Origin of the sequence: Brevibacillus nitrificans (assembly GCF_003710965.1) — a bacterium.
Lineage (GTDB): Bacteria > Bacillota > Bacilli > Brevibacillales > Brevibacillaceae > Brevibacillus > Brevibacillus centrosporus.
The window spans coordinates 172,684-190,699 of the sequence record NZ_RHHU01000012.1 but is presented as its reverse complement, the minus strand read 5'-3'; the positions used below and the strand labels follow the sequence as shown (position 1 = coordinate 190,699).

14 protein-coding genes are annotated in these 18,016 nt (G+C 51.2%); 2 read left to right on the top strand and 12 right to left on the bottom strand.

The window, feature by feature from the left end:
• Positions 1 to 36: 36 nt before the first annotated feature.
• The 9 genes from EDM59_RS20765 to EDM59_RS20725 form a co-directional block, all read right to left on the bottom strand.
• On the bottom strand, positions 37 to 1,950 hold the full coding sequence (locus tag EDM59_RS20765) for an AraC family transcriptional regulator (protein WP_122925366.1): 1,914 nt from the start codon (positions 1,948 to 1,950) through the stop codon (positions 37 to 39).
• Between the two features lie 73 nt (positions 1,951 to 2,023).
• On the bottom strand, positions 2,024 to 3,241 hold the full coding sequence (locus EDM59_RS20760; protein ID WP_122925365.1) for an MFS transporter: 1,218 nt from the start codon (positions 3,239 to 3,241) through the stop codon (positions 2,024 to 2,026).
• A gap of 224 nt (positions 3,242 to 3,465) precedes the next feature.
• Positions 3,466 to 4,224, bottom strand: coding sequence for an SDR family NAD(P)-dependent oxidoreductase (locus tag EDM59_RS20755; protein ID WP_122925364.1), 759 nt, complete (start codon positions 4,222 to 4,224; stop codon positions 3,466 to 3,468).
• 20 nt (positions 4,225 to 4,244) lie between these two features.
• A complete protein-coding gene (locus EDM59_RS20750; protein WP_246011142.1) occupies positions 4,245 to 5,594 on the bottom strand; it encodes an APC family permease in 1,350 nt (449 codons plus the stop codon).
• Positions 5,595 to 5,776: 182 nt separating this feature from the next.
• Positions 5,777 to 6,514 carry a LytR/AlgR family response regulator transcription factor gene (locus EDM59_RS20745; RefSeq protein WP_183192982.1) on the bottom strand — a complete coding sequence of 246 codons (738 nt, stop codon included), beginning with the start codon at positions 6,512 to 6,514 and terminating at the stop codon, positions 5,777 to 5,779.
• 38 nt (positions 6,515 to 6,552) lie between these two features.
• On the bottom strand, positions 6,553 to 7,899 hold the full coding sequence (locus tag EDM59_RS20740; protein WP_183192981.1) for a sensor histidine kinase: 1,347 nt from the start codon (positions 7,897 to 7,899) through the stop codon (positions 6,553 to 6,555).
• Between the two features lie 208 nt (positions 7,900 to 8,107).
• Positions 8,108 to 9,688 (bottom strand): hydantoinase/oxoprolinase N-terminal domain-containing protein, encoded by a 1,581-nt coding sequence (locus tag EDM59_RS20735; RefSeq protein WP_122925361.1) that lies wholly within the window; start codon positions 9,686 to 9,688, stop codon positions 8,108 to 8,110.
• Positions 9,685 to 10,767 (bottom strand): S-methyl thiohydantoin desulfurase family protein, encoded by a 1,083-nt coding sequence (locus EDM59_RS20730; protein ID WP_122925360.1) that lies wholly within the window; start codon positions 10,765 to 10,767, stop codon positions 9,685 to 9,687. The genes EDM59_RS20735 and EDM59_RS20730 overlap by 4 nt, the downstream gene beginning before the upstream one ends.
• 40 nt (positions 10,768 to 10,807) lie before the next feature.
• A complete protein-coding gene (locus tag EDM59_RS20725; protein ID WP_122925359.1) occupies positions 10,808 to 12,097 on the bottom strand; it encodes a cytosine permease in 1,290 nt (429 codons plus the stop codon).
• Positions 12,098 to 12,300: 203 nt separating this feature from the next.
• Between EDM59_RS20725 and EDM59_RS20720 the strand changes: the two genes are divergently transcribed.
• Entirely contained in the window at positions 12,301 to 13,452 is a 1,152-nt protein-coding gene (locus tag EDM59_RS20720; RefSeq protein WP_183192980.1) for a PucR family transcriptional regulator, read from the top strand.
• Positions 13,453 to 13,570: 118 nt separating this feature from the next.
• Complete coding sequence (locus EDM59_RS20715; RefSeq protein WP_342769226.1) at positions 13,571 to 14,224, top strand: tetratricopeptide repeat protein; 654 nt, start codon at positions 13,571 to 13,573, stop codon at positions 14,222 to 14,224.
• Between the two features lie 83 nt (positions 14,225 to 14,307).
• On the opposite strand, the gene EDM59_RS20710 is transcribed toward EDM59_RS20715, so the two are convergent.
• The 3 genes from EDM59_RS20710 to EDM59_RS20700 are packed head-to-tail and all read right to left on the bottom strand — an operon-like array spanning position 14,308 to position 18,013.
• Positions 14,308 to 15,144, bottom strand: a complete 837-nt coding sequence (locus EDM59_RS20710; protein WP_092267632.1) for a M55 family metallopeptidase — start codon at positions 15,142 to 15,144, stop codon at positions 14,308 to 14,310.
• Between the two features lie 24 nt (positions 15,145 to 15,168).
• Positions 15,169 to 16,602, bottom strand: a complete 1,434-nt coding sequence (locus EDM59_RS20705; RefSeq protein ID WP_122925356.1) for a serine hydrolase domain-containing protein — start codon at positions 16,600 to 16,602, stop codon at positions 15,169 to 15,171.
• Position 16,603: 1 nt separating this feature from the next.
• A complete protein-coding gene (locus EDM59_RS20700) occupies positions 16,604 to 18,013 on the bottom strand; it encodes a serine hydrolase domain-containing protein (protein WP_122925355.1) in 1,410 nt (469 codons plus the stop codon).
• Positions 18,014 to 18,016 lie beyond the last annotated feature (3 nt).

The following is an 18,016-nucleotide window of genomic DNA, read 5'->3' as shown; positions in this document are numbered from 1 at the left end:
GCCGCTGTTTCTCTACGTATCAGGATATTCTGCTATTTACTTCACTACGGATTTCAAAACGTCATCGATCATCTGACTGTTGGCAATAGCTCCGGTGTACAGCCAGCTCGAGCTATCATCAAATACGTACACATGTCCGTTCTTTACAGCCGGCATTTGCGACCAGATCGGATCCTTTTTCATTTCATCCATGTTTACGCCTTTGCCCTGTACAACAAACAAATGATCAGCGTTTAACTCCGCCAGCTTTTCTGTCGAAAGGGGCTTCCAGTTGGCATCATTTTGCTTGGATGCTTCCTTCACGACTTCTGGGATCGTCAGCCCTAGGTCTTTGTAGAGCAAATCGCCGCTGGATAAATGCTCATCTACGACGAATACGGCTTTCCCTGTGACCCAGAGTGCTGCAGCTGATTGTGTGCCTATTGCTTTTTTCAATTGCTCTCGCGCGTCCTTTGCTTTTGCTTCGTAGTCAGCCAATACTTTTTCCGCTTCCTTTTTCTTGTTCAGGACGTCTCCGACTGTCAGCAGTTCTTGACGCCAGTCGTTGTTTTTCTCTGTCCCTACGGTAAAGGTGGGCGTGATTTTCGCATATTGGTTGTAACGGTCCCCTGCGACCATTTCAGCACTGTCGACGATAAGCAAATCCGGATTGTAGCTCATGACGACTTCCGGCGGCAGATCATGAGGAATCAAAGGTACTCCCGCCAGATCTTTTTGCAGGTACTGCTGCACGACGTTTCCTTTTACCGACCATTGCGCAACAGGCTTTACTCCCAGCGCGATGAGATGATCCTCCAGATACGACGCGATCACTCGCTGTGGCTGCGATGGCACCTTCAGTTCATGCCCCAATGCATCCGTGACTGTTCGCTCGGTTGTCACGGGTGTCTCTGCCTGTACATTGCCATTCGGTACAGCTGTACTTGGTGTACCCGCACAAGCGCTCACCAGCAAGCTAAGCGCTACGATCAGTGCAGAAGCCATCGACTGTGTTGTCTTTCTATCCACTTGCATAATCCCTCCGAAGACTTGTTGAGAATTGTTTTCATCAATATACCTTTGGATTTCCTGTGCGGCAATGGACAATTCGGTCTTGTCATAGGGACGATATGGACCTTTTCGCTGCGTGCTTGCCCGCTTCTGATATTGATTCGGAGTCATTCCCGTATGCTTTTTGAACAGTCTTGTGAAATAGAACGGATCGGCGTAGCCCACACTGGCCGCGATCTCCTGGAGTGTAGCGTCCGTGCTTTGCAGCCTTTCTGCTGCCTTTTGAATTCTCACCTTGATCAAGTAATCGATGGGACTATATCCGGTCTGCATTTTAAAGATGCGGGTCAAATAGCGCACACTGTAGTGAAACTGCTTGGCTAACGAGTCGAGAGTGATCTGCTCTGCGTGATGCTTATCCAAATAAGCCATGACTTGCTCCACCAAGCTTGGTTTTTCTGTTTCCGGCTGAGCCTCCTGCTGCTGCTTTTGGAGCAAATGAGCGTGCACAAATTGATAGAATAGCGCTTTGACATGCAGCCGTCCCAATGCTTCTGGCTGCTGCCATTTTTGCTCCATTTGGTTTGCCCACTCGAACAGCGGTACCGGCTCTTCCGGGGAAAAGCCGTATACTTCCTGAAACGGGGTTCCTGCTATGGCATCCGCTTTGGACAAGGGAATCGTCGCTTTATAGAAAATGAGGTAGAATTCAAATTCATCCTCTACCTCGGAGATAGCCAGAGCATTGCCCCTTCCGCCGTGTAAAAGGAAAAAGCGTTGAGCGACATACTCTCTGCCTGCCAGTGACAGACGTGCGTACCCTCTACACGCATAGAGAAAGCAGCTCGTCGGAAGTCGATAGGACTGCCACTCTTCCGTTTTCTGCAGGACATACCGGCGTACATCCTCTACATGGATCGTCGCCTCGTTCCACAGGCTTGTTGGATCTTTCGCTTGCATGACGCCTCCGTCTTATAATGAGAATGATTATCAAAACTCATTATATCGGATCGGAGCCATCCTGACAAACCTGCTACTTTTCTTGTGCGTGACCAATCTTTTCCTGCTGTTTCCGCGGAAGGATGATTGGCAAAAGCAACAGCGCACCGATGAGAAACAGGAACCCACTGAACGTGTAAACGGCCCCGAGGGAAAGCAGGTCCTTCACGATTCCTGCGGCAGACATACCGACGACCATCATCCCCATGAAAATCGGAGTCATGGCTCCTCCTACCCGCCCGATGAACTCGACCTGCGTATTTTGCATGATCATCGTATTAATCCCCACTTGAATGCATGGATAGATCAAGCCGCTCACAGCTTGCAAAAGCAGCGTAATCCACACGCTATGTGACAAGCCTACCCAGATAGTCGTCACGGTGCTCACTGCCAAACCGAGTGCGAGCAAGCTCTGCGGCTTCACTTTCTTCGCCACTCCCATAATGAGGGCGCCGCCAACCAACATCGCAGCCCCATTGATCATGAGGGGCCATCGTATAAACTCTTTATCCATCCCCAGATTCTCAATCGCTACGAAGATCATGAGCGGCTGAATAATGCCGACAGCCAACCCCGCTGCTGCAAACGTGCCTCCCAGCGTCCTCAACGTCCGATTGTTCCATACGTATTGCAAGCCTTCCAGCAGCTCTTGCTTGAAATTTGCCCGTTTCCCCGCTGCTTCCTGATCGGATGCGTCCTTCGGAAGAGAGATGAGGGTAATACCTGATGCGAAAAAAAGAAGCCCTGTCAAAATGAGCGAGACATGTATTCCGTATTTTTGATACAGGTACGTGCCTACAACCGGCCCAATCACCATGAAAATCGCCATCAAGGACTGAAACATAGCCATCACACTTTGAAGCTGCGCATGCGGGACATGCTGCTTGAATATTTTCATCGCAGACGGCTGGGAAAATTGCGACATGATCGATGAAAACAAGGTAGCGAGCAGCAAAGCGTGCCAAGAACCGTAAACGAGGGCAACCAATACAGCGAACAAGGAAAGACTCGACAACAGATCACAGAGAACCATGGTGCGCTTCGGCCTCCATCGATCGGCAAATGTCCCCCCGATTATGGCGAACAGAAAGATCGGGGCATACTCAACTACGGAAATCAGCGATACATACAGCGGGTCATTGTGTGTCAAATCGCTTACGTACAAAAGGATAGCGAAATTGCGAATCCATACGCCAAGCTGCAAAAACGTGCGGGAAAAAATAATGGTGCGGACGTAACGATTGTGTAACAAAAGAACAAGCTCCTCTCCATAAAGTAAACAACCAAACAAATCATCTGATTATTTATAGACAATTTAATTCATTGTCTATTCATTTGTCAACGAATTTTAATTTCATCTACGTCCTTTTGATGCTCCCGGAATGCAAAAAGCAAAAAAAGCCTTGCCGTTTTATCGGCAGGCTTTTCTCACGAGGACGCGTCCCCACACGCACGATTCGATTCTTCTACTGACCGCTATTTGGACGTCAAACCGCCATCCACAAGCACAGCACTTCCAGTCATCGCCGAGGATTCATCCGATGCTAAAAATACGGCCACATTGGCGATTTCAACCGGTTGGATGGTTCGACCGATGGGTTGGAACTCACTGATGCTTTTCAGTACGTTGTCACGGCCGCCAAACAAGTCGGCATGTGCATCGTTGAAAGTCGTATCTACCCACCCTGGGCAAATGCAGTTCACACGTACTTTTTCTGCCGCAAAATCCAGCGCCATCTGTTTCGTCAGCATATGGATGGCTCCTTTGGAGGTGACATACGCAGACAAGCGCGGTTCTGCTGCGAAACTATTCGCGGAGGCCATGTTCACTACAGAGCCGCCACCTGCCTCGATCATTTCAGGCACAATGTATTTGCCAGTCAAAAACATCGATTTTACATTGACCTCCATCGTACGGTCCCATACCTCTTCTTCCAGCTCGATCACAGACCCTGGCACGTTGATGGCGGCGTTGTTGCACAGGACAGTAGGAACACCATACGTTTCCTTGGCAAATGCGAGGAGTGCTTGCACGTCTGCTGCTTTGGACACGTCCGCCTGGAAAAACACAGCCTTTTGGCCTTTCGCGGTAATTTCTTCTACGACCTCTTCTCCTGCTGCAGCAATATCCGTCGCCACGACCCAGGCTCCCTCTTCAGCAAAACGCTGGGCAATAGCAGCACCGATTCCTCTGGCTGCTCCTGTGACGATGGCGACTTTGTTCTGTAAGCGCATATTTGTATCCTCCTTTGAATTTACATATCTTTGAGTACGGGGGCTACTTTTCGATAGCCATTGGACTTCACATAGCCGACTACGACGCCGATCAATACCCATCCAAAACCAACGGAAAAGGTCGTCCAGTCAAATCCAGACCAGACATAGCCTGTGATCAGAAGTCCAATGAACGGAGTGAGCGCGTAGGTAAGGAAGCCTTTGACTCCTCGCCTGCGTTGTTTTCCGTAAAAATAGACGATGATGGTGGCATTCAGCATCATGAAAGCCGTGATGGCACCGAACGTGACGAACTTGTAAAGCGTCTCGATCGACAGGGACAAAGTGACGACGACAGATAGCAGCGCGCAAAAGATCGTCGCGTTGACCGGCGTTTGATATTTCGGATGGATCTTGGATAAGGCCTGTGCAAAAGGCAGCAGGTTCTCCCGGCTCATCGAGTACAGCACGCGGGCAGTTGCCGACTGCACATTCAGCGTAACCGCTATCCCTACTGCGACGACGTTGATCAGAATCAAGATCGTATAAAAGATTGGTCCACCCGCTTCTCGCGCAATTTCAAAAAAGCCCATGTCCGGGTTGAGCGTCTCAAACTGCGGATGAATCAATGCCGCCATGTACACCTGAATGATAAACAGCAATCCGCTGAACAGGATAGACAGGACTGTTGCCTTCCCGACCGTTTTCACGGGGTCCTTTGCTTCTTCTGCCAAGGTACTGATGCCATCGAAGCCGAGAAATCCGAGCACGGCGATGGATGTCGCTGTCGCGATAAAACCAAAATCCACATGATCTGCCTGATACAATGGCGCCAGACTAAAGCCACCCAAGCCATGTCCGTCGATGAAGACAAACTTGAAAGCGATTCCTAAAAACACGACAAGCGTGATGATCTGCATCCAAAACATGATCAGATTCGCTCGAGCCGTCATCGTGATTCCACGGACGTTGATCAGTGTGTTGCAAATTACGAAAAAGAGCGTCCATACAAAGGCGGGAACCTCCGGCAGAATCCCTGCCATCCATACCCCTGCAAAGGCATATAACAAGGCCGGACATAGAATATAATCCGCCAAGATCAACCAGCCTGCGATGAAGCCCACATGTGGATTTGCTCCCCTGCTCACATACGAATAGACTGAGCCCGCGTAGGGAAACTCTTTGCTCATGTGGCTGTAGCTAAACGCTGTAAACATCAGAGCAATGACCCCGATACAGTAGACCAGCGGCACCATGCCAAAGCTTTGTTGGGCAACAGCGCCGTAGACTTGCATCGGTGCGAGCGGTGCCATAAAGACCATCCCGTAAATGACCAAATCCCGAAACGTAAGCGTCCTTCGCAGCTCTTGCTTGTATTGCGTACCCTCCATATCGAACTCCCCCTTTACCAATTAGTAAGAATAAGAAAATAGTCCTGCTTTCATCTTAGCTTTTTATCAAAAAATTCCGAAATACATTCCGTCCCAACAAAAGCGCTTTCGTCTGAACCGATTTTTTTTGACAGAAAAAAGCCATTCCTCCTGTGCACGTGAGGAATGGCCCGGTTATTTGCTTACAGCCATTTTTTCAAATTGTTCCAGAAGGAGGCGATCTCCTGTATTTTATCTTCCGCGATCAGCGCCTGCTTGCCTTCCCGTGCCTGATGAAAATAAATCGTACTCCCCTCGATGTGACTGATCTTTTTCATATTCACGAGAAAGGAGCGGTGTGTCAGGTAAAAATAGCTGTCCTGCAAATAGGACTCGTAGACCTTGATCGGGATTTTGCTTTCGTAGGCATCGCTGGCGGTATGGACGAGTATGGTTCGGTTGATCGATTCGATGTACAAAATGTCATCAGGTGTCTTTTGCAGGATTTCCTCCGCAAAGATCGGGACGTAGAGCCCCCCAGATTTCACGAATGATTGATAGTCGATATGGCTCTGCAGCTTTTCGATCGCCTGCCGGAGGCGCTTTGCCGTATACGGCTTTTCCACGATATCGACAATTCCCAGGTCGTACGTAACGCTCGCGTGTGGCGCCATTCCCGTGACGAGAATGGTAGGGAGATGAACCCCTCTCATCTTCAGAATTGAATAGCTTTCCAGCCCACTTCTTCCCTCCCCCAGATGGATATCGAGGATCATCGCCGACAAATCCGTCCGGAGTGTCGCCTGGGCAATCAACTCATCGCCGGTCTGCGCTCTTGCTGCAATTCGTATATGTTCGTGGGTGGCCAGATACCCCTCCAGCACCTCTAGCTGTAGCTCATCATCTTCGGCAATCAATACGTTGATTGGCTCCTTCCCCATGGTACTCCCGCTCCCTCCTCGAATCGTTTGCAAAATAACTAGCCTGCCACTCTTTTGTCCACGACTAACAAAATCGAGAAGCATGTCCTTCCACGAGCAGAAGTAACAGACAGCTCGCCCTCATACTTTTTCACGGTCTCCTGCACGATGCTAAGGCCGTAACCACGCGCCCCACCCGCTTCCGACATTTTGGTTGTGAACCCTTCCTGCGTCAGCCTTTTCACGTCTTCTGCCGGAATAGTCGCACCCGTATTTTCGACCGTAAACTGATAGGTGTTGCCCACTTTTTTCAAATGAAGCGAAATGCTTCTCTCCCCGGTTGGATCTGCCTCCGCTGCATCGATAGCGTTATCCAGCAGATTGGAGAGAATCTTGATCAAATCGGAAGAAAGGACACCCTCGAAGTTTTCCTCGGGAGAAACGTGAAAGTCCATCTCGATTTGAGAAGCACGCGCCTTTTCCACTTTGGAATGAAGCAGCACCAGCAAGGCGGGATTGGCAACTTGCTGCGTAAGGGTCACGACCTGCAGATCGGTTTGCAGTCCGCGCAAATACTCCTGGGCACGCTCTACCTTACGCAATTCCAGCAGCCCAAAGATCACCTGGAGATGATTGGCGAAGTCATGCTTGATCGACTGAATCGAGGTAAGGATGGAGCGAAATTCCTTTTGAAAGGTTTGCTCCGAATCCCCTACCACACGCAGCGTCTCTTTTTGATACCAACGGCGGATGAGCGTGTAGCTCACCACGATGAGTACGAGGACCACTAGATTTGCGAAAAAGTAGAAAAGACTATTTTTCAGAGCGTTGTTTTCGATCTGTTCCAACACTTCCACGCCGGTATCGATCCCCACAATCCCGACCAGCTTCCCTGATGCGTTGATCAAAGGCGCGCCAGTCGTGATGTAGACTCCGTATTTCGGATCGTGAATGATTCCGGTATGAAAGGTGTCACCATGATACGCTGGCTGGACCTCTTCCATCGTCAGCGTGCATAGCTCGCCGATATACGTGTGGGCGGTATCGCCTGGAGGAAGCCCGTTAATCATGACATGACTGTTTCCTTCTGCATCCATGACGACGATATACACATGCTTCGCCCCGATTTTTAGCCGATAGTCGTTGAGAAAACGGTTGAGCCTGATATAATCCGCACTATCCTCCGTAGGCTTTTGCAGAAATCGCTCGAAGCCCTCGACATCTACCTCGCGGGCAATATCCGCGGCTGTCTTCATGCTTTGCGTCGAAATCGAAATCTCCACCGTTCGAACCGTACTGTCATACGTGAGGAAAATATTCGCAAGCATGAAGCACAAGCTCAGAAAGATTGCGACCATGATGATCATTCCGACCTTTTTGTTGGTTCGCGCAGCGATTATTTTCATCGTTCTCTCCTGACCTTTCCGTCCAGACATGGCGTGTGCAACCATTTCCCCTCATTTTAACACGAATTTTGTCGGATGGGTTTGGGGAAGCGTTTTGGTTCACCTTTGACTACGATGTCAGAGCACATGTTAAAAAAGGCAAAACCCTGTCGCCGCATTCGGACGAGGGTCTTGCCCTACTCATCATAAGCACAATTTCAAACTCTAGTTACCCCCTGATAGCTCGTGCCGCCACAGGAAAAAGCTCCCCAACCGCCTTCGCTCTCATCCGCACGGCGTTCCCGCTGAGATACGCCAGCGGTACTTCTTCGATATCGACGATTTTTACCGTCTCAGGAAGGGCGCCTGCACGCACTGCCTCGGCAATCGCCAGCTGCTGGCAATCTTCCAGAATCTCTTCGCGCGTTCGCGTTTCATTGGCATAGATCCGATCGATTTGTCCGCTGACCTGTGCGATGGTCACACCGATGGCATTTGCGACCTCATAGTTTTCCGGTCGGATGACCTCGGAGACTCCTTGCAGCTGATCGGGGAGAAGGATGCTTCCTCCACCGACGAGAATGGCGGGAACCGGCTCTGCCGAAGTTTTCATCCGGTCGATTGCTTCTTCTACCATGACCGTCATTTTTTGATAGACACGCTGGACATCGTCCGCAGGCAGATGCGCGACTTTTTGTGCATCCCCGATCTGTGCTTGTCCCACTGCAACGGCGACATCTGATGCCGTCAGCACCTCACCGCCAAAGATCAAGCCTTCTTTGGATAGTCGATACCCGACGCTATCCGGGCCGACTTGCGGTTCTGCTCCCAGCCCGCGAATTCGCGTACCGCCGCCCAGTCCAAACGACAAGAGATCCGGCATCCGGAAATTCGTGCGAACACCGCCGATCTGAGCCACGAGGGAAGACTCGCGAGGAAAGCCTTTGGTCAGGACGCCAATATCGGTTGTGGTTCCGCCAACGTCTACGACGAGTGCATCTTCAATCCCGCACAAAAAGGAAGCGCCGCGCACACTGTTTGTTGGTCCTGATGCGATGGTCAGGACAGGGAACCTGCGTGCGTACTCAGCCGTCATTAACGTCCCATCGTTCTGACTCAAGTAAATGTGGGCATTTTCAATTCCATTCGCGCTCAGGGACTGTTGAAAGCCGCTTACCATTTGCTGGGCTGCTTCTGTCAGAGAAGCATTCAATATCGTCGCATTTTCCCGCTCCAAGAGGCCGATATTGCCAATTTCATGCGATAAAGAGATCGCCACCTCTGCGCCTAGCTCTTCCTGCAGCAGCTGCTTGGCACGCAGCTCGTCCGACGCATCCACCGGCGAGAAAACGGAGGTCACCGCTACGGCTTTCACTTTTCCGCGCCATTGTGCGCCCATGCGGCGAATTTCTTCTTCGTCCAGCCGGGACAAACGTTGGCCGGTATACTCGTGCCCACCGTGAACTATCGTCGATCCGGCAAAGACCGCTTCCAGCAAATCCTGTGGCCAATCCGCGTACGGAGGAATAGCGTCTGTAGCCGGTGCGCCAATGCGAATCACGCCAATTTTGGACAAGCGCGTCCGCTCCACGATCGCATTGGTGCAGTGTGTCGTTCCCAGCATAGCCGATGCAATCTGTGCGGGCTGGATGCCACTCTCCGCAAGCAAGACACGAATGGCTTCCTGAATCCCGCCGCCGACATCCTCGGTCGTTGCCACTTTTGTTTTCGCATGCAGCATGTTTTGCCCATCCAAAATGACAGCATCCGTATGGGTTCCACCTACGTCAATTCCAATGCGGTATGTCATGCCCCAGTCTCTCCCTTCAACGGACGATAATCCAAGTCATAGCCGAAGTAACGCGGCCCTACCGTCTCGATTCCTTTTTCGGTTCTCCACTTTTCATTGCAGGAAAGACCGATGACCGCGATCCGGTTCCCATAGCGCAAGCCTTCTGTCGTAATCGGGAGACCCGTTTCAAAATCCAGCACGGAAATGAGATCAGGTGTAGTCGCTACCACTTCCTCGCCCACCGTTGCGATCAGGAACTCATTTTTGAAGTCCAGCCTTGCAGTTTGACCGAGGTATTGATCGATGCCGTCCAGCTTCACTTCCCCTTTGGCAACCCCCTCTGTCGTGCGTCTCTCCAAATGCGTTACCTTGCCACTGAACAGATGCACGCCCCCGAGCTTCTTCACGAGTGCTTGGACGGGGTTTTCACCTACATGGCGTACTTCATGAATCGTCTTCCCGATATTTTCAGCCAATGTCAGTGTTCCATGGATGCCTGCCCGCTTCAGGTCACGCCCCTGCATCATGAAATCGCACACAGTCACGGAACCCCCCATGACATCCAACGCCTGTCTGCCAATCCTTTCGTTCCAGACGCTATCAATCCCATTGAGAATCAAGCTGTTTCCTTTGTCGTCGGACATCGCCATTGGAGCAGATTGCAGCCCGTCCAGGCAGAATGTAACCATTTGGACTTCCGGAAAAGCTCGTCCCATCCCATCCACGTCGACGACCGGAATTCCTTTTAATGCACCGAGTACGATTGGAATCAGTGAATTCAAGCCGCCTACTTCATAGGGATAGACCGCTGCAAAATCTTTCCCTGCGTATTTTTGAATCGCTTCAAAGGTGCCTGTTATTTCATTCGTACTCGGTACCTTTTCCACGGTCACAGACGGCGCACCCATTCCGGAGATGGAGACGACCCATGCGTCATCGTCTACTTCCTCAGGAGAAAGCAGGGTGACAGGACCATATTTTTCCACGGCCAGCTGTGCCATCAGCTTTCCAACGTACGGATCTCCACCGCCGCCCGTACCTAATACAGCGGCGCCCAATGCGATATTTTCGATTTCGTCTTTGCCAATTTTCCGCATCTCTATTTGACCCCTCTCCGAATCGCTCTAGCTATCCTTGCTACAGCTCTTTTTGCTCCACCAGAGCATCCCGCGACCTGTACACGCTTTTCCATAGAATGTAGATCAGAAAGGATACGACGATCCCGTTCAATGGTGGTATTCCTGCTTGTACGACCAGGGATATGGCAACTCCACTTGCCCAGGACACCATTCCTGCATAGTGCAAGCCTGCACGTGGCCGCCAGTTCTCCGGCTTGCCTTTGCCCATCACCCAGTAGTCGGCAATCATGACGCCAGCAACTGGCATAATCACAATCCCGAAATAGGTCACAATCGTCTGGAAGTACGAAACGATTTCAAAAGAGCCAATGAGCGTCCCGATGATTCCACACGCCATCGTCGCATGAATGCGTTTGGGGTCACTGAGCTTGAACATTTTGACCGTATCCAGACCAGCCGAGTAGGCATTCCCGGTATTCACCGGCCAACTGGAAAAAATCAGAGCCACCAAACCGAGAATCGGAATACCCAGACTGACGAAAATAGCAATCAAGTCATCTGTCCCCGCCACAATCGCAAGCACGGCACCCGCTGCCAAGAGAGCGATCCCTGCCGGCAGTACACCAATCACCGATGAAACCACGACATCCGGTCGATTTTTCTGGTATCTCGTGAAATCTGCCGCTGCGGCTGCACTGACCGCATAGCCACCCAGGAGCATCGAGATGCCTTCACTGATCGTCATGACAGAGCCTGGAACATAAGTGCCCAAAGCACTCAATCCGTGCTGGGAGATTCCTAAATAAATACCGTACGCACAGATCACACACATGAGCGGCAAGCCGATCATATTCAAGTATTTCAGACCGTTAAAGCCCCACACGGCAGTCGCTGACATGATCAGTCCCCATAACACGATCGATACCTTTACGGGCAATGCAATCCCAAACTGGCCATTCAACAGCTCGGCGAATGTACTTCCACATATGCTGGCCATGATGGCAAAATAGCCTATCGTCGTTGCGGCAAACAAACCGGACAAAAGCCACTGGCTTCCTTTGTCTCCAAAAGCGGACGTCGCCGCAACGACAGACGGAACGCCGAGATCGGCACCCTGCATGCCTTGTAAAACCATGAGCAATACAACAAGTAAAAATCCGATGATTCCCACGAGAATGCTTTGAGACAGAGGCATCCCGCTTACCATAAGACTTCCAATCAACAAGCTGTTCACCGACACCATGCCGCCTGCCAAGATAATGGTAACGGAACTCCAATGCTGTCTTTCCTCTTTTGGCACTTGACCTAGCGCGAGCATCTCTACGCCATACGACTTTTTCTCAGACATATGTCCCCCCCGTTCTCTTTTTCTACTTACGCATCAAAGTATAGCTCGATCCTTTCTCGTTTACTTTAGAGGGATCATCATATTTCCGCTGAATATTTTGTGATTTCTACAACCCTCTCGAGCGCAGGGAGATTGGACGCAGAGAAACGATGTATAGTACACTTCTTCTATGTAAAAATTGCATCATCGTGAGGGGAAAAGGCATGGCTGTTACCATCAACGATCTATTGAAACTGACTCCTTTTCGTGGTGCCAGAATTCTCGCTGGCGCTGATCATTTGCATAAAGTCATTAAAGGCGTTTCTACTGCGGACAATCCTGCCTCCGACGAAGACCAGTATTTTTCCAATACAAACTACTTTATTCTCTCGAGCTTCTACTTTGTTGGGAAAAGCGTTCCTGACATGCAGCAATACCTGCAGACCTACTTTGACACAGGGGTTGCCTGCCTGTGTCTCATCGATGAATACATCAGCGAGCTGCCGGACGAGATTGTGAATTTGTGCAATGAAAATCACTTTCCCGTCATCATGGTAGACAAGCATGTCCCTTATGCCGACATGATTTTTGGGATCATGCAAGCGATTATTTTCGACCAGCAAAACTACGTTCTGGAAAATAAGCTGTCCGCTCTGATCAGCGGTCATCTCGACGAGCTGCAGCGCTCCAAGATCTTGCACGAGATCAACCCTCAGTTGAAAAGTCACATTACGGCTATTTACTGTTTGCCCGATACACCGCCTCAAACGCATTCGGCGCTATTTGGCACCATCAATCGGGATATCACGATGTCCGCGCTCGAGTACAAAGAAGGGTTCCTGTTTCTGGTTAGCTACAAGGACGGTTCAGCGGGCGCTGTGCAAAAGAAAATCGACTATGTGATCGAGACGATTAATCGCTATATGCAAGATTGTGTGATTGGCGTCAGCAGCAGCAACAGCCTCCTCGACTGCGGCAATGCGATCAGCCAAGCCATTACGGCCGTCAACTCCCATAGCATCAAAAACTCCAGCGTCATATACTACAACAACCTTGGAATCGTCCGCTTGCTGAAGCTATTCAGCGGGCACAAGGAACTGGATCAGTTCTACAGCGATATCCTTGGCCCCATCTTGGAGTTTGACCAAAAAACAAACCAGTCCAACCTGTTTGAAACGATGGACTGCTTTATTCAAAATGGACGCGATTTCCGTAAAACAGCGAAAGCTCTGTTTCTTCACGAAAATACGATCCGCTATCGGGTAGCCAAAGTACAGGAGCTGGTTGCGCCGAAGTGCTCCAGTGATGATTTTCTGGAGGATCTCTCGATTGCGATCAAGATTTACAAGCTGCGGAAGGCGGAGAAAATGGTGTGATCGATCCATAGCCAACCAGCTATCAACTAACAATATTTGACAGTTACTAGGCATGGATCTTATAGTTAGGAGGAAAAAACACAGAGGATCGAGGGAAAATAAGTTGGGGAAATTTTTCTTGTTTTCGATTTTATGGTGGCTTACAGGGAGTCCTTTCGCCGCACTGATCATCATTTTGCTAGTGCTCTACTTTTTGGATCTTCGCTTTGTCCGCCTGCTTCCGGACATCACCAAGCCTTATCGGCGATGGAGACAGCTATCCGCTCTTACGAACCTGCTTCGTCTCAATCCGCATGATACCACCGCTAAACTCGAGGCTGCCCGATTGCTTATGGAAAAAAGGCAGTTCAGTGCGGCATTGTCTTATTTGGAAGAAGTCGCATCCGTCATGGAGGATTCTCCAGAATATTTGTGCGACAAGGGTGCCTGCCTTCTGAAGGTGGGGCGTGTAGAAGAGGGCTTGCGGCTCATCGAGCAGGCATTAAAGGTCAATCCGCGGGTCAAATATGGAGAACCCTATCTTCGCGCAGCCGAAGCGTATGCGAAGCTCGCACAGATGAAAAAAGCGCTAGCGAGTCTGGAAGAATTGGCGAAGATGAACATGTCATCGTGCGAGGTGTACTACAAACAAGGAGAGCTGTACGCCGAGTTAAACCAAAAGGAAAAAGCCAAGCAATCGTACCGGGAAGCCGTTGAGGTTTATCGCGTTTTGCCTCCCTACAAGCGCCGCTTGGAAAGGCGCTGGGCCTTGCTCGCATGGCTGAAAAAGTAACGCAGACCAAATAAGGCAGCAGCAGTCCAAGACGATCGTACTTGTCTTGATTCTGCTGCTGCCTTTTCTTGATTCACTGCCGATCAGCCTGTTACCATCCGATTGACTTGCCCTGTAAGCATCAGCATCGCTTGCAGAACAGGCATCATGCTGACCACATCAGCGGATTGGTAACGAACCGTACGTCCTTCCACCAGCTCGACTCCCGGCATCCAGCTAACCGCCGTGGCGAACTGCGATTTGGTGAATTCCACTTCGAGCGTATTTTCCGATTGCTGAGCGAGTGGCTGTACCGCGCTGCGGTTGATCAAAGCCTGTTTCGCCTGCTGACGGATCATCTCCCGTGCGCGGACAGGGTGAATCGCCTGGGAGGAAAGTCCGGTTATACCCGTTTTCACCGCTACCGTAAAGACCCCTGGTATATCCTGCTCCACTTCCTGTGCCGTTTGGGAGTCTCCAGTCACCAGTACGACAGGTACGCCAAAAGCGCCCGCTACCGCAGCGTTTAATCCGGCTTCGCCCACTTCTTTTCCGTTCAGCACGAGGCGGTGGATTGCCACACCGGATAGCGTATGATTGAGCACGGCATCGCCAACGCCCGCTTTTCCGTGATACCCGACAAAAAAGGCGGCATCGTACGTGCTGTCGATGCCTTGCATCATGCACAGCGGCTTGAAGAAACCACGGATGACGTCTGCCTGTGGATGCAAGTCCTCGAGAATCAGATTGTTCATCGGTCCATGCGACTCATTTACCACGATCTGTGTCGCTCCTGCTTCCAGAGCGCCCTCGATGGCGGCGTTTACATCCTGGGTCAGCAGCCGTCGCCCCGCCTCATAATGCCGCCGCCCCGGGATCGTATCTTCCCACTCCGTAATCCCAGAAATCCCTTCCATGTCCAAAGAAATAAATACCTTCATCCGTGGATTCCTCCCGCCCTAAAATTACGCGTTTACGACCTCTACTTTTGGCAGCTGTCGCGAAAACAAGGCAAAGCGTTTGACCTCTCCCGCCGTATTGCGCACGAAGTGAACCACCGTATCGATACCGCGGCGCGTAAACACAAACGCATCCTTTTCGATCGGACGAAGAGGCAGTTCCGTTTTATCGAGAATCAGCACAAGCTTCCCTTCGTTTTCATCGAAGCGAACTTTTACTTCATCGCCTTCGCCGGACTTGAATGTCCCTGTGCACGTCTGCAGTTCTGCGTGGGAAGCTGCATAGTTCGCAAACGTAGCGTACTGCGTATCGATGGGACGCTCAAATACACTGTTCAGCAGACCCAAAGTCAAATCGGTAATGGGAGCATCATCCATATTCGTCAGCAAGATCCCTGTTATTCCCTCTTCCGGGATAATGAACATCTGCGCCGTAATCCCTTTCAGGCCGCCGGTATGCTGCACAAGGGTACGGCCTTCGGAAAATGGCAGGATCCCAAGCCCGTAACCATAGCTGCGAAGTGGATCAATTTTGGCATGAGGGGTTACCATCTGTGCCGTGCTTTCCTCCGAGATAATGCGCGTCCCCTTGCCAAGCCCTCTGGTACGGAACAGCTCCGCATATTGCAGCATGTCGCGAGCAGATGCTTTCAGGAAGCCCGCAGCACGCATGGAAGGAGAATCCCACCAGAGCGGTGCCCGCAGCACTTCGCGAACCCCCTCCTGTACTTGCGGAGTGTACAGCATCGCGCAGTTGTCATCATCACCCAATTCCTCGACATGAAAGACAGAGCGCTCCATTCCGAGGGGCTGCAGGATATGATCCTTGACATATGCCTCGTATGATTTTCCTGTAACACGTTCAACAATGGCACCCAGCAAGCCGAACGCGTCGTTGGAATAGCTGAACTGTTCTCCCGGCTTCCCGATCAGTTCAAAGGACAGATCGCCAATGTAGGCCATCAGCTCTTCAAAGGTATCAATCGGCTTTTGGCATTCCGCTTCAAAAGCGTTCAGCAGGTCCGCCGCTGTCGGGTCCGCCTCCAGGCTTCGCTGCATGGCGGGAATCAAGGAAGGCAGCGGCGGAAAGCCAAGCGTATGCGTCATAAAATGATGAATCGTAATGGCTTTCGTCTGTTCTTCATCCGGCGTGCGGAATTCTGGCAAATAGGTCACTACCGGATCATGAACGGAGAGCTTCCCCTGCTCCTGCAGCTGCATGATGGCGACACACGAAAACGACTTGGTAATCGAGCCGATTCCAAACACCGTATCGAGATTCACAGGCCATTGCTCTTCCCGATCCCGGTACCCGAACGCTTTTTCATAAAAAAGCTCGCCATTCTTCGCTACGGCTACCATCGCCCCTGGAACCCGGAATTCATCGATCAGCTTTTGGGCATAGGCTTCAAACGGTACTTCCCATCCTTGTTTTCCCATGTTACGCCTCCTTGCTCTGCTTGATTAATTGACGGAAGTGAAACGCAACACGGCTCACTTGACCGGCTTCATCACGAACAAAGCGAATCCATTTTTCCAAGCCAGTAGGCATTTGGAAGCTGAAGGCATCCGCACCCACAGAGCGTAGCGGGTAGTCTGCTCCTGCAAACGTGACCACGAGCCCAGTCTCTCCGGAAGAAACCTGTACCATTTCCCCTTCGCCAGAGCGATACTCCCCGAGGAAGTCCTGCAGCGTGTCAGCTGCGACAGGATAGTCCGGGTAAATCGCAATCGGTTCGTCCACGGGCAGAGACTGCGCAGTATTGATGGTGGCTCCGAGAAGCTCGGCAGATGGCGCGCCATCCAGATTTGTCAGGACGATGCAGGTGATCTTATCCTCAGGCAAAATGCACAGCTGTGCCGCAATCCCTTTTAATGCTCCGCCATGCTCGATCAAGGTTCCGCCGCGAAACTCTGGCGTCACCATAAAGCCGAAGCCGTAATGACGAGCTGGCTCCAAGCCGGCGTAGTTGCCAATCATTTGCTGCACGCTCTTCTCCGAAAGAATTCGCGTCTCCCCAACCTTCCCGCCTGTACGGAAGATTTCCGCATACGCGAGCATGTCACGTCCTGTGGATTTTAAAAAACCGGCAGCCCGCATCGCAGGGGCATCCCACCAGAGCGGTGCCGCGAACACGACCTTGCCCTCTTCTGTCTTTTTGCTCGTGTAGAGGGTCGTAATGTTCTCGTAATCCCCCAAATCTTCCGTCAAAAATACTGTGTGCCCCATTCCCGCCGGATCGAGCAGATGCTCCTTGAGATAGCTCTCATACGTTTGTCCGCTGACGCGCTCGATAATAGCACCCAGCAGGGCATAGCCATCGTTGCTGTAGGAAAATTCAGCCCCAGGCTCTCCCAGCTGTTCTACATCCAGATCGGCGATAAAAGCCATCAGCTGCTCGTATGTATCAATCGGCTCGTGAGCAGTAAGATCAAAATTTATGTCCGATTCCTGCAGCGCGGGATCAATCTCCATGCTGCGTCGCATCGCAAAGTAAAGCGTGGGCATCGAAGGCATTCCGGATGTATGCGACATCAGATGGGCAATCGTGATGCGCTTGCTGCTCTCCGCATCTTTCGTCCGAAACTCCGGCAAATACTGGACCACGGGATCGTCCACAGACAGCTTTCCAGCTTCCTGCAGCTGCATGATGGCTACGCAGGTAAATGATTTTGTGATCGAGCCAATCCCAAAGACAGTATCCAGCGTCACCTCTGCCTGCTGCTCAGCATCGCGGTAACCGAAACCTTTTGTATAGACATGCTCCCCATCTTTGGCAATCCCGATAAACGCTCCAGGCAGCTTGGCCGTCTCCATCAATTTCCCTACGTAGGCTTCCAGTTGTTCCATGTC

What these genes read in the sequence shown, in the direction of transcription:
- EDM59_RS20725 (WP_122925359.1), bottom strand. Translation starts at nt 12,097, where the DNA reads ATGTCTGAGAAAAAGTCGTATGGCGTAGAGATGCTCGCGCTAGGTCAA.
- EDM59_RS20745 (WP_183192982.1), bottom strand. Translation starts at nt 6,514, where the DNA reads ATGGGGAAGGAGCCAATCAACGTATTGATTGCCGAAGATGATGAGCTA.
- EDM59_RS20750 (WP_246011142.1), bottom strand. Translation starts at nt 5,594, where the DNA reads ATGGAGGGTACGCAATACAAGCAAGAGCTGCGAAGGACGCTTACGTTT.
- EDM59_RS20710 (WP_092267632.1), bottom strand. Translation starts at nt 15,144, where the DNA reads ATGAAGGTATTTATTTCTTTGGACATGGAAGGGATTTCTGGGATTACG.
- EDM59_RS20755 (WP_122925364.1), bottom strand. Translation starts at nt 4,224, where the DNA reads ATGCGCTTACAGAACAAAGTCGCCATCGTCACAGGAGCAGCCAGAGGA.
- EDM59_RS20705 (WP_122925356.1), bottom strand. Translation starts at nt 16,602, where the DNA reads ATGGGAAAACAAGGATGGGAAGTACCGTTTGAAGCCTATGCCCAAAAG.
- EDM59_RS20720 (WP_183192980.1), top strand. Translation starts at nt 12,301, where the DNA reads ATGGCTGTTACCATCAACGATCTATTGAAACTGACTCCTTTTCGTGGT.
- EDM59_RS20740 (WP_183192981.1), bottom strand. Translation starts at nt 7,899, where the DNA reads ATGAAAATAATCGCTGCGCGAACCAACAAAAAGGTCGGAATGATCATC.
- EDM59_RS20765 (WP_122925366.1), bottom strand. Translation starts at nt 1,950, where the DNA reads ATGCAAGCGAAAGATCCAACAAGCCTGTGGAACGAGGCGACGATCCAT.
- EDM59_RS20735 (WP_122925361.1), bottom strand. Translation starts at nt 9,688, where the DNA reads ATGACATACCGCATTGGAATTGACGTAGGTGGAACCCATACGGATGCT.
- EDM59_RS20730 (WP_122925360.1), bottom strand. Translation starts at nt 10,767, where the DNA reads ATGCGGAAAATTGGCAAAGACGAAATCGAAAATATCGCATTGGGCGCC.
- EDM59_RS20700 (WP_122925355.1), bottom strand. Translation starts at nt 18,013, where the DNA reads ATGGAACAACTGGAAGCCTACGTAGGGAAATTGATGGAGACGGCCAAG.